Genomic DNA, 10,746 nt, shown 5'->3' on the forward strand with positions numbered 1-10,746 from the left:
CTCCATGCGGTTCATCGGCCTCCGGCTGGCCCGCGGCCTGCTCACCCTGTGGTTCGCGGTCACGGTGACGTTCTTCCTGGTCCGCCTGCTGCCCGGCGACCCGGTGCTGGCCGTGGCCGACCCGAACATGAACGAGGAACTGCACCAGAAGCTGCTGGCCGACTTCGGCCTGGACCAGCCGCTCGGGGTGCAGTACCTCGCCTATCTCGGGCAGCTCCTGCACGGCAACCTCGGCATCTCGTTCCGGCAGTCGATCCCGGTGACGACCGTGCTCATGGAACGGCTGCCGTGGACGCTGATCCTGACGATCTCGGCCATGGTGGTGACGATCGCGCTGGGCATCCCGCTCGGCGTGCTCGCCGCCACCAGGGCCAGGGGCTGGGTAGACCGCATGATCCAGCTCACCGGCGTCACCGCCCAGTCGTTGTTCGTGCCGAGCGTCGGGATCTTCCTCATGTATGTGCTGGGGGTCTGGCTCGGCTGGTTTCCCATCGGCGGCGCGGTCGATCTCGACGCCGCGGGCTTCGGCGCCACCCTCAGCATGGTGCACCACCTGGTGCTGCCGTGCCTGTCGCTGGTGCTCATCCAGCTCGGCGGGTACGTGCTGACGATGCGCACCACGCTCATCGAGGCGCTGGGCGAGGACTACGTGTCGCTGGCCAAGGCGAAGGGCGTACGGCCGGGCAAGGTCGTGTGGAAGCACGCCCTGCGCAACGCGCTGCTGCCGACGACCACGATCGCCGGGCTGCAGCTCGGCACGCTGGTCGGCGGCGCGGTGCTGACCGAGACGATCTACGCCTACCCGGGCATCGGCCGCGCCATCTACGAAGCGGTCGGGCAGCTCGACTTCCCCGTCCTGCAGGGCGCGTTCGTGCTGCTGGCGGCCGCGGTCGTGGTGGCCAACCTCATCACGGACGTCGCCTACGGCATCCTCGACCCCAGGGTGCGTACCTCATGACGGCGATGGCAGTCGAGCTGACCCCGCGCCAGCGGACGTGGGCCTCCTTCCGGCGCAACCCGCTCGGCGTGGCCAGCGCCGCCCTGCTGCTCCTGCTGGCCCTGGTCGCCGTCTTCGCGCCGCTGATCGCGCCCTTCCCCGAGGGGTACGGCGCCGACACCTCGCAGCCGCCCTCGGCCGCGCACTGGTTCGGCACCGACGACATCGGGCAGGACGTGTTCGCCCAGGTCGTCTGGGGCACGAGGGTCAGCATGGCGGTCGGCGTGAGCGCGTCGGTGCTGGCCATCGTGATCGGCCTGCTGATCGGCATCAGCGCGGCCTACTTCCGGCGCCTGGACACCCCGCTCGGCGTGCTGGTGGACCTGTCGTTGTCGCTGCCCATGCTGCCGCTGATGATCCTGGTGGCGGCGCTGGCCGGGCCGAGCGTGCGTACGCTGGCCCTGGTCATCGCGCTGTTCAGCTGGCCGGAGGTGGCCCGGGTGGTGCGCTCGCAGGCGCTGTCGATCGTGCCCATGCCGTTCGTGTCGGCGGCCAAGGTCGTCGGCGGCTCGTCGTTGTGGATCGTGCGCAAGCACCTGCTGCCCGGCGTGATCCCGGTCGTGGGCGTGTCGGTGGTGCTGACCACCTCCCGCGCGGTGCTCGCCGAGGCGGGGCTGTCGTTCCTCGGCCTGGGCGACCCGAACAGCTGGTCGTGGGGGACGATCCTGCACAAGGCGCAGCAGTCGGGCTCGCTGGCCTCCGCCTGGTGGACCACCCTCTTCCCGTCCCTGGCCATCCTGCTGCTGGTCCTGTCCACGACCCTGCTCTCCGTGGCCTACAACGACGCTCGCAACCACAGGAGTGACACATGACCGAGCTTGTCGAGGTCATCAATAGACACAGCACCTTGGTCATGAGGCCGACGAAGGAGGTCTCATGACCTTCTCACAGAGGCTCTCCGACACCTTCTACGACACCGCGCTGAGCCGGGTGCGCGCCGAGATGGCCGCGGAAGACCTGGGTGCGCTGCTGCTCGACGACCCGCTCGACGTCGCCTACCTGACCGGTTTCCACCACTTCCCGAACGAGCGCCCCGTCGCGTGCTGGTTGCCCCTCGACGATGATCCGGTGCTGCTCGTGCCCGACCTGGAGCGGGAGTACGCCCAGGACCAGCGGGCCCGCGCCGAGATCCTCGCCTATCCGGAGTTCCCCGGCACCCGGTCGCCGTTCGCCGTGCTCGCCGGGCAGGTGTGCACGCCCGCGACCGCCGCGTACGCGCCCTCCACCAGCGTCGCCCGCGCGCAGGCCCTGGCCGGGGCGTTTCCCGCGACCCGGTGGAGTGTCTCCGGCGCGGTCGGCCGGGTGCGGCTGCGCAAGCTGCCCGAGGAGGTCGTGCTGCACGAGGAGGCCGCCCGCATCGCCGACGCGATGATCGAGGCCGGTGTCGAGCTGGTCAGGGCGGCGCTCGAGTCCGGCGGCGAGCTGCCGACGGAGAGCGAGCTGGCCTCCCACGTCATCGGGCACGGCACCCGCCTCATGTACGCCAGGCACGAGGACGTCGTCGTGGTGCCCATGCTCACCGGCGGCCTCGTCTACGGCGGCCCCAACTCGGCCCAGCCGCACCGGCTGCCCGGCGGCGACCGGCTGAAGGCGGGGGAGACGTTCATGTTGTCGCTCGGCTGCGCGGTCGGCGGCCGGTTCGTGGAGAGCGAGCGCACGTTCGTGATCGGCGAGCCCACCACGCGGCAGGCCCGCTACTACGAGACCGTCCGCGAGGCGCAGGAGATCGGCACCGAGGCGCTGGTCGCGGGCGTCTCCTGCGAGGAGGCCAACCGCCGCTGCCTGGCGGTGATCGAGGAGGCCGGGCTGGCCGAGCACATCCGCCACCGGCAGGGCCACGGCATCGGGCTCGGCTTCCACGAGCCGCCGTGGTTGTCCGACGGCGACTGCACCGAGCTGGCCCCCGGGATGATCCTGTCCAGCGAGCCCGGCGTCTACGTGCCGGGGCACGCCGGATACCGCATCTCCGACACCGTGCTGGTCACCGAGTCGGGTCCGCGCCGGCTCACGGCGTACCCGCGCGAGCTCACCGACGTGATCATCTGAAGGGAAGACACTTGTTCGTCGACATCAACGGCAACCCGCTCAACGTCGAGATCCTCGGGGACGGCGAGCGCACGATCATCGCGCATCACGGCGCGCCGGGGCTCGGGTCGCTCGCCGAGCCGAAGGCCGGCTTCGGCCGGCTCGCGGACGCGTACCGGGTGGTCGTCTTCGACGCCAGGGGCTCGGGCCGGAGCGGGCAGAGCGGGCCCTTCACGCACGAGCAGTGGGTCGCGGACGTCGAGGGCCTGCGCCGCTGGCTCGGCGTGGAGCAGGTGGTGATGGCCGGCGGCTCGTACGGCGGCTTCATCGCCATGGAGTACGCCGCCCGCCATCCTTCCCGCGTCAGCGCCGTGGTGCTGCGGGACACCTCGGCCGACAACGCCAACCAGGAAATGGCCACCCGCAACGCCGCCGCCTCCTCAAGGGTGCAGATCGACCAGGCGAAGCTGGACCGGATCATGTCCGGCACCGTGCGCGACGACGAGGACCTGCGGGACTGCTGGCGGGAGATCCTGCCGCTCTACGACCACGACTACGATCCGGCCAAGGTCGAACAGCGGGTGGCCGCGACGCCGTACCACTACGAGACGCACAACTATGCGTTCGCCGTGAACCAGCCGAACTACGACATCAAGCACCTCCTTCCCGGCATCACCGCGCCGACCCTGGTGACCGTCGGCCGCCACGACTGGATCACGCCCGTCGAGTGCAGCCAGACCATCGCCCGGCTCATCCCCGACGCCGAACTTCGCGTTTTTGAACGTTCCGGGCACTCGCCGCAGGTCGAGGAGGCCGAGTTGTGGGAGGCCACCGTCCGCGACTTCCTCAAGGTGCGAGAACGGCACTGAACGCGCGATGATGCCCCCGATGGAAGATCTCGACGACCTCGACCGGAAGATCCTCGCCGCGCTGCACGTGAACGGCAGGGCGAGCTGGACCGACATCGCCCAGTTGCTCGGCATCTCGACCACGACCGTGGCGCGGCGGGCGCAGAGCCTGTTCGCGGCGGGCCTGGCGCGGGTGGCGGTGCTGCCGCACCTGGAGCACGACGGGCCCGTCCACGTGTTCATCGTGCGGCTGACCTGCGCGCCCGGCAGCCAGCTCAGGGTCGCGGGGCTGCTGGCCCGCAATCCTGACATCCGGTACGTCACCATCGTCACCGGGGGCTACGACATCGTGTTCGAGCTGGTCGCGCCCAAGCACCGCGATCTCTATTCGATGCTGGTCGAGTTCGTGCACGCCATCCCCGGCACCCAGCAGAGCAACGCCGACCTGGTGCTGCACACGTACAAGGTGAGCTACGACTGGAGCGTTCCGGTGCTGGGGGAGCGGGCGGCGCCGTTCGCGGTGACGCCGCGGCCGCACACGTGCGAGCGCGGCCACCTCGACGACGTCGACCGCGACGTGCTCGCGGCGATGCGGGAGGACGGGCGGGCCAGCTTCCAGTCGGTCGGCCGCCGCCTGGGCATCAGCGAGAGCACGGCCCGGCGGCGGCTGGAGGCGATGCTGGAACGTGGGTGCGCCACGGTCGCCACGTTCATCCCGGCCGCCGCGCTCGGCTACGAGGCGGAGGTCCTGTTCTGGTTGTCGGTCGAGCCGAGCATGCAGGACAGCGTGGCCGAGCGGCTGTCGAAGGAGCGCGGGGTGCGGATGATCGCGTCCGTGCTGGGGCAGGCGTCGCTGATGTGCGAGGTGATCATGCCGACCACGGCCGACATCCACCACTTCACCTCCCGCACGCTGGCCTCGGTGCCGGGCATCCAGTCGTGGACGGCGGGCGTGCAGGTGCTGACCGTCAAGCGCGGCTTCCTCATGGTGCCGTGGGCCGAGGACCGCATCGCCGCGGCACTGGCCACCTAGCCACGGGTGTAGCGGTGTTTGGCTCCGGGCGGGAAATACTCGGGGTCGCCTGACTCGCGCAGCCGGATGAACGGCGCCTGCTGCGGCGCGGGCACGTAGTTCGCGAACTCGCTGTTCAGCCGCAGCAGCTGGGCCAGGATCGACTCGCCCACCGCCTGCGCCGTCTCGTCCGAGGGCTTCTGGCCGGGCATCAGCTCGACCGTCACCGTCAGCTGCCGGTCGTGGCCCGCGTCCTCCACCACCTCCATCACGAACTTCCCCGTCACCGAGCCGCTCACCTCGGGCTGCTCCAGGCCGACCGCGATGTTCTCCGGATAGACGTTCGCGCCGTAGTAGGACACGGTGAAGTGACTGCGGCCGAAGACGTAGACGAACGGGCGCTCGGGGCCTGTTTCGCCCGGCTCGAAGCCGCGCTCCCTGACGAAGCCGAGCAGGTCCTCGTACGGGAGCACGCCGCCCTCGTCGGCGATGTGGTAGCGGACCAGCGGGATGCCGTTGTCGCCGGAGAACAGCAGGGTGCCCTCGTGCTCCTCGAAGAAGCGGACATCCGGGTCGTACTGGACGAGCGTCGGCAGCCTGGACTCGCCGAACAGCTCCCTGGCCGTGCCGGGGCGGGTGGCGAGGAACCGGCGGATCCCGACCGACAGCGGGGTCTCGTTGCCCAGGACGCCCGCGTCGGCGGTGCCGTACAGGGAGGCTATGCCTTTCGCCGGGTCGGCGATCCCGGCCCGCCGCGCGACCAGGGTGCGCCACTCCTCGCTGAACACCTCGCCCGCCGTGACCAGCTTGATGCCCCAGGCGGCCCAGGGGAGCTCCTCGGTGTCGATGACGTTCTTCAGGAACGGCGGGTAGCCCAGGAGCACGACCTGGTCGAAGTGCGGGGCCAGCTCGGGCAGGACGCGCAGGATCTCCCGCCGGTCGGTGCCGGGGGCGACGACGGTGATCGGGTAGCCGCGTTCGGCCAGGTGGCGGCAGCAGTCGACGGTGAACAGGCCACCCACCCAGGTGCCGAGGGCGAAGCAGACGACGGCCAGGGTGCGGCGCTCGCGGGCGTCGAAGGAGTCCCTGAAGACCTCCTCGAACCGCTCCGCGATCACCCGCTCGTCCGACGCCGACCGGGGCCAGAAGGAGGGCACCCCGGTCGAACCCGACGACACGGCGATCATGTCCCCGATCACTCCGTCCCTGCACAGGTCGGGGAGCGGGTGGCGGAGGGTGTAGTTGTCCTTCGTCGTCATCGGCAGCCCCACGAAATCCCGAAATATCGCGACTTTCTGGGGATCGATGCGGTGCTCCGCCAGGAACCGCCCGTAGGCAGGAACGGTCGCCGCCACCTGATGGAAGAGCTCAACCGGGTCCATCAGCCGACTCTACGGCGGCGGCCCGGGACAGGGGAACGCCCGCTCATTCGCCGGGGCGGACAAGGCCGATCCGCCCGTCCCCCTCAGGCGCTGCTTACATGATTACGATCGCCGTGAGCGAACATCGGCAATGAAGGGAACAATGAGCGGCTCCAATGAATTGAGTCGGTATAACTCAACCCTTTGGAGTTCGCATGAGTGAGAGCTTGATCCTCCCGGTCCTGCCGCTGGACGACGAGGTCGTCCTGCCGGGCATGGTGGTTCCGCTGGACCTGTCCGACTCCGAGGTGCGCGCTGCCATAGAGGCGGCCCGTGCATCTGGTGGCAACAAGCCGTGGGTCCTCCTCGTTCCCAGGATCGACGGCCGATATGGCGCCATCGGCGTGCAGGCCGTGGTCGAGCAGGTCGGGAGGCTGCCGGGCGGCGAGCCCGCCGCCGTGGTGCGCGGGGTCAACCGCGTCCGCGTGGGCACCGGCACGACCGGCCCCGGCGCCGCACTGTGGGTCGAGGCCGACACGATCGACACCGTCTCCGTCGGCGAGCGCGCGCACGAGCTGGCCAAGGAGTACAAGGCCCTGGCCACCACGATCCTGCAGAAGCGCGGCGCCTGGCAGGTGGTCGACCAGGTCAACCAGATCGACGACCCGTCGGTGCTGGCCGACAGCTCCGGCTACACCCCCTGGCTGACCACGGCGCAGAAGGTCGAGCTGCTCGAAGCCGCCGACCCCGCCGACCGGCTGGCCAGGCTGATCGAGTGGTCCCGCGAGCACCTCGCCGAGCTGGACGTCGCCGAGACGATCCGCAAGGACGTCCAGGAGGGCATGGAGAAGCAGCAGCGCGAGTTCCTGCTGCGCCAGCAGCTCGCCGCGGTGCGCAAGGAGCTCAAGGAGCTCAACGGCGACTCCACCGAGACCGAGGAGGAGGACTACCGGGCTCGCGTGGAGGCCGCCGACCTGCCCACGAAGGTGCGCGAGGCCGCGCTCAAGGAGGTCGACAAGCTGGAGCGGACCTCCGACCAGTCCCCCGAGACCGGCTGGATCCGCACCTGGCTCGACACCGTGCTCGACATCCCGTGGAACGAGCGCACCGAGGACAACTACGACATCGTCGGCGCCCGGACCGTGCTCGACGCCGACCACACCGGCCTGGCCGACGTGAAGGACCGCATCATCGAGCACCTGGCCGTGCGCAAGCGCCGCCAGGACAAGGGCCTCGGCGTGGTCGGCGGCCGCCGCAGCGGCGCCGTGCTGGCGCTCGCCGGTCCTCCCGGGGTCGGCAAGACGTCTCTGGGCGAGTCCGTGGCCCGCGCGATGGGCCGCAAGTTCGTCCGCGTCGCGCTCGGCGGCGTGCGTGACGAGGCGGAGATCCGCGGCCACCGCCGCACCTACGTCGGCGCCCTGCCCGGCCGCATCGTCCGCGCCATCCGCGAGGCCGGCTCGATGAACCCGGTCGTCCTGCTGGACGAGGTCGACAAGGTCGGCGCGGACTACCGCGGCGACCCGACGGCCGCCCTGCTGGAGGTGCTGGACCCGGCGCAGAACCACACGTTCCGCGACCACTACCTCGAGGTCGAGCTGGACCTGTCCGACGTGCTGTTCCTGGCCACGGCCAACGTCCTGGAGGCCATCCCCGGGCCGCTGCTGGACCGGATGGAGGTCGTCACGCTCGACGGCTACACCGAGGACGAGAAGGTGGCCATCGCTCGCGACCACCTGCTGCCCAGGCAGCTGGAGCTGGCGGGCCTGACCGCCGAGGAGGTCACGGTCGAGGACGGCGCGCTGCGCAGGCTGGCCGCCGAATACACCCGCGAGGCCGGGGTCCGCTCGCTGGAGCGGGCGGTCGCCAGGATCCTGCGCAAGGTGGCGGCCAACAACGAGCTGCCCATCACGGTCGGCGAGGACGACCTGGTCGGCTACATCGGCCGGCCGAGGTTCGTGCCGGAGTCGTCGCTGCCCGAGGCCACCCAGCGCACCTCGGTGCCCGGCGTGGCCACCGGTCTGGCGGTCACCGGCGCCGGCGGCGACGTGCTCTACGTGGAGGCGTCGCTGGCCGACCCGGAGACCGGCGAGACGGGGCTCACGCTGACCGGCCAGCTCGGCGACGTGATGAAGGAGTCGGCCCGGATCGCGCTGTCCTACCTGCGCTCGCACGGCGCGGAGCTGGAGCTGCCGGTCACCGCGCTGAAGGACCGCTCGGTCCACGTGCACTTCCCCGCGGGCGCCGTGCCCAAGGACGGCCCCTCGGCCGGTGTGACGCTGACGACCGCGCTGGCCTCGCTCCTGTCCGGCCGCGTGGTCCGGAGTGACGTGGCCATGACCGGCGAGATCTCGCTGACCGGGCGGGTGCTGCCGATCGGCGGCGTCAAGCAGAAGCTGCTGGCAGCACACCGGGCGGGCATCACCACCGTCCTCATCCCGGCCCGCAACGAGCCGGACCTGGACGACGTGCCCGAGGAGGTCCGCGGCGAGCTGACCATCCACCCGGTCAGCGACGTGCGCGAGGTCCTGGACATCGCGCTCACTCCGGCTCAGGTCGCCTCCCCGGTGGCGGCCTGACCACCGGGTGACACTGCCCCGCCGCATCTACGGGGGCTGCGGCGGGGCAGTCCCCTTCAGTCAGCCCTGCCCGTGGTCGTCCTCGATGATCAGGAGAGCCTCCAGCTCGTCCAGCAACGCCATCACCCGCTCGGCCCGCGCCTCCTCCGGCACCGCCTGACGTACCGCCTCGTCCACGGGCCTGATCGCGCGGCGCAGCACCGCCCGCGTGGCCACGTCCGTGACCCTGACCTGGGTGCGGCGCCCGTCGGCGGGGTCGGGCCCGGTCTCCATCAGGCCGCGCTCCCGCATCCGGGCCACCGAGGCCGACACGTGGCTCTGCACGAACCCCGTGCGCGCCTGGATCTCCCCGACCGCGCTCCCCGGGTGCCGCAGCACGTCCTCGAAGACCGCCTCCTCCCCGGGCGTCAGCGCGGGTCCCTTCGTCTCTCCCGCCGCCGCCCTCGACAGCTCGATCAGCCGTCGTCCCAGCCTGCGCAACCTCGCCACGTTCATGGTCGCCCAATATATCTCTGGAGATGTATCGTTGGCGATATGACGGAGCTGACGGGCGTGGCGAAGACGGCGGTGGGCGCGGCCTGGGTGCGGGCGCAGGAGAGCGAGCGGGCCGACCGGCTGTTCGACGACCCGTACGCGAGGATGTTCGTGGAGGCGGCGGGCACCGACCACCGGGGCGGGGCGCGCGACTTCTTCGGCGACCATCTGGTGTTCAGGACCAGGTTCTTCGACGACTACCTCACGGCTGCGGGATGCGCGCAGGTGGTGCTGCTGGCCTGCGGGCTCGACAGCCGGGCCTACCGGCTTGACTGGCCCGGCGGGGTGCGGGTGTTCGAGCTGGACCTGCCCGAGCTGCTCGCGTTCAAGGATCGCGTGCTTGCCGGGGCCGAGCCTCGGTGCGAGCGCGTCGCCGTACCCGTGGATCTGCGTGAGGACTGGCCGCGAGCGTTGCGTGCGGCGGGGTTCGAGCCGGGGGAGCCGACTGCCTGGCTGGCCGAGGGGCTGCTCATCTACCTCAGCGCGGCGGAGTCGGCGGCGCTGCTGACCCGCGTCGGGGAGTTGTCGGCGCCGGGGAGCAGGCTGGCGTTCGAGCACGACAGCGCGGCGGCGGCCGACCTGATGGAGCGGGCTCGGGCCATGCCGTCGATGCGGCGCGTGGCGGCGCTCTGGAAGGGCGGGCTCGGCGAGGACGCCGCCACCTGGCTGGGCGCGCGCGGGTGGCGGGCGCGGACCGTTGAGCGGGCCGAGCTGGCGAGCCGGTACGGCAGGCCGTCCTCGGGACGCGGCGGGTTCCTGGTCGCGGAGCGTGAGGCTGGTCATAAAACAGACCGGAAATAAGGGGATCTTACCGTAACGGCGTGAACGAGGCATATGCGATCAACCCGAGGGCATGGTCATTCCCGCAGAATGATATTGAAATGCGGAGATGATCGGGAAAATCGTCTTATCTCGACCTTTGTGGCGTTAAGCGAATTGTAAGTGCGGCGCAATCCGGCAGGCGTACGAAAGCGGGGTCAGCAAACCTCTCCCGAGGAGGACCCAAAGTGCGATTCGTTTCACGAATCCTCATCGGCGTCGCCGCCGCCACGGTGGTGGCGATCGGCGCTCCGGTCGCCGCGAACGCGACGGCCACTTCCGCACCATCCACCACTCATTTCTACGACGCGGACTGGGGACCCTATTTCTCCAGTGACCACAAGGCCAAGGCCAGCGGCCACGTGACCGTCGACCAGAAGCGCTTCAAGCACTGGTTCTGGAAGTGGGTGCCGGTCAAGAAGTGGGAGTGCAAGAAGGACCACAAGGCAGGGCCGAAGGAGTTCTCACTATGTGAGACCGAGGGCGATGAGCGGGTGACGGAAGTCGTCGCGTGCCCACCGGGCGCCTTCGGCGATGTTGGTGAAGTTGAGCAGGCGTAGCGCGCCGATCGCGT

General features: G+C 70.5%; 10 protein-coding genes. 8 read left to right on the forward strand and 2 right to left on the reverse strand.

The window, feature by feature from the left end:
• Positions 1 to 4 precede the first annotated feature (4 nt).
• From ACFLIM_RS02960 to ACFLIM_RS02980, 5 genes are all read left to right on the forward strand, one after another.
• Positions 5 to 958, forward strand: a complete 954-nt coding sequence (locus tag ACFLIM_RS02960; RefSeq protein ID WP_393161556.1) for an ABC transporter permease — start codon at positions 5 to 7, stop codon at positions 956 to 958.
• Positions 955 to 1,809, forward strand: coding sequence for an ABC transporter permease (locus ACFLIM_RS02965; RefSeq protein ID WP_393161558.1), 855 nt, complete (start codon positions 955 to 957; stop codon positions 1,807 to 1,809). The genes ACFLIM_RS02960 and ACFLIM_RS02965 overlap by 4 nt, the downstream gene beginning before the upstream one ends.
• A 64-nt stretch (positions 1,810 to 1,873) precedes the next feature.
• Positions 1,874 to 3,043, forward strand: coding sequence for a M24 family metallopeptidase (locus ACFLIM_RS02970; protein WP_393161560.1), 1,170 nt, complete (start codon positions 1,874 to 1,876; stop codon positions 3,041 to 3,043).
• An 11-nt stretch (positions 3,044 to 3,054) separates the two neighbouring features.
• Positions 3,055 to 3,891, forward strand: coding sequence for an alpha/beta fold hydrolase (locus tag ACFLIM_RS02975; protein WP_393161562.1), 837 nt, complete (start codon positions 3,055 to 3,057; stop codon positions 3,889 to 3,891).
• A 19-nt stretch (positions 3,892 to 3,910) separates the two neighbouring features.
• A complete protein-coding gene (locus ACFLIM_RS02980) occupies positions 3,911 to 4,903 on the forward strand; it encodes an Lrp/AsnC family transcriptional regulator (protein ID WP_393161564.1) in 993 nt (330 codons plus the stop codon).
• Here the strand turns inward: ACFLIM_RS02980 and ACFLIM_RS02985 are convergent.
• A complete protein-coding gene (locus ACFLIM_RS02985; protein WP_393161566.1) occupies positions 4,900 to 6,264 on the reverse strand; it encodes a phenylacetate--CoA ligase family protein in 1,365 nt (454 codons plus the stop codon). The two genes, ACFLIM_RS02980 and ACFLIM_RS02985, sit on opposite strands and share 4 nt — an antisense overlap.
• 194 nt (positions 6,265 to 6,458) lie before the next feature.
• On the opposite strand from ACFLIM_RS02985, the gene lon reads away from it, so the two are divergent.
• A complete protein-coding gene (lon, locus tag ACFLIM_RS02990; RefSeq protein WP_393161568.1) occupies positions 6,459 to 8,819 on the forward strand; it encodes an endopeptidase La in 2,361 nt (786 codons plus the stop codon).
• Positions 8,820 to 8,879: 60 nt separating this feature from the next.
• On the opposite strand, the gene ACFLIM_RS02995 is transcribed toward lon, so the two are convergent.
• Positions 8,880 to 9,314: a MarR family winged helix-turn-helix transcriptional regulator gene (locus ACFLIM_RS02995; protein ID WP_393161570.1), complete on the reverse strand. Its 435-nt coding sequence runs from the start codon at positions 9,312 to 9,314 to the stop codon at positions 8,880 to 8,882.
• 39 nt (positions 9,315 to 9,353) lie between these two features.
• Between ACFLIM_RS02995 and ACFLIM_RS03000 the strand changes: the two genes are divergently transcribed.
• On the forward strand, positions 9,354 to 10,154 hold the full coding sequence (locus ACFLIM_RS03000; RefSeq protein ID WP_393161572.1) for an SAM-dependent methyltransferase: 801 nt from the start codon (positions 9,354 to 9,356) through the stop codon (positions 10,152 to 10,154).
• 206 nt (positions 10,155 to 10,360) lie between these two features.
• Positions 10,361 to 10,732: a hypothetical protein gene (locus ACFLIM_RS03005; RefSeq protein ID WP_393161573.1), complete on the forward strand. Its 372-nt coding sequence runs from the start codon at positions 10,361 to 10,363 to the stop codon at positions 10,730 to 10,732.
• Positions 10,733 to 10,746: the final 14 nt, after the last annotated feature.

This window comes from Nonomuraea marmarensis (assembly GCF_043197025.1).
GTDB classification, from domain to species: domain Bacteria; phylum Actinomycetota; class Actinomycetes; order Streptosporangiales; family Streptosporangiaceae; genus Nonomuraea; species Nonomuraea marmarensis.

Bases quoted from the DNA above. Each gene is read 5' to 3' on its own strand.
- ACFLIM_RS02995 (WP_393161570.1), bottom strand. From the start codon at position 9,314: ATGAACGTGGCGAGGTTGCGCAGGCTGGGACGACGGCTGATCGAGCTG.
- ACFLIM_RS02980 (WP_393161564.1), top strand. From the start codon at position 3,911: ATGGAAGATCTCGACGACCTCGACCGGAAGATCCTCGCCGCGCTGCAC.
- ACFLIM_RS02965 (WP_393161558.1), top strand. From the start codon at position 955: ATGACGGCGATGGCAGTCGAGCTGACCCCGCGCCAGCGGACGTGGGCC.
- ACFLIM_RS02960 (WP_393161556.1), top strand. From the start codon at position 5: ATGCGGTTCATCGGCCTCCGGCTGGCCCGCGGCCTGCTCACCCTGTGG.
- ACFLIM_RS02970 (WP_393161560.1), top strand. From the start codon at position 1,874: ATGACCTTCTCACAGAGGCTCTCCGACACCTTCTACGACACCGCGCTG.
- lon (WP_393161568.1), top strand. From the start codon at position 6,459: ATGAGTGAGAGCTTGATCCTCCCGGTCCTGCCGCTGGACGACGAGGTC.
- ACFLIM_RS03000 (WP_393161572.1), top strand. From the start codon at position 9,354: ATGACGGAGCTGACGGGCGTGGCGAAGACGGCGGTGGGCGCGGCCTGG.
- ACFLIM_RS02985 (WP_393161566.1), bottom strand. From the start codon at position 6,264: ATGGACCCGGTTGAGCTCTTCCATCAGGTGGCGGCGACCGTTCCTGCC.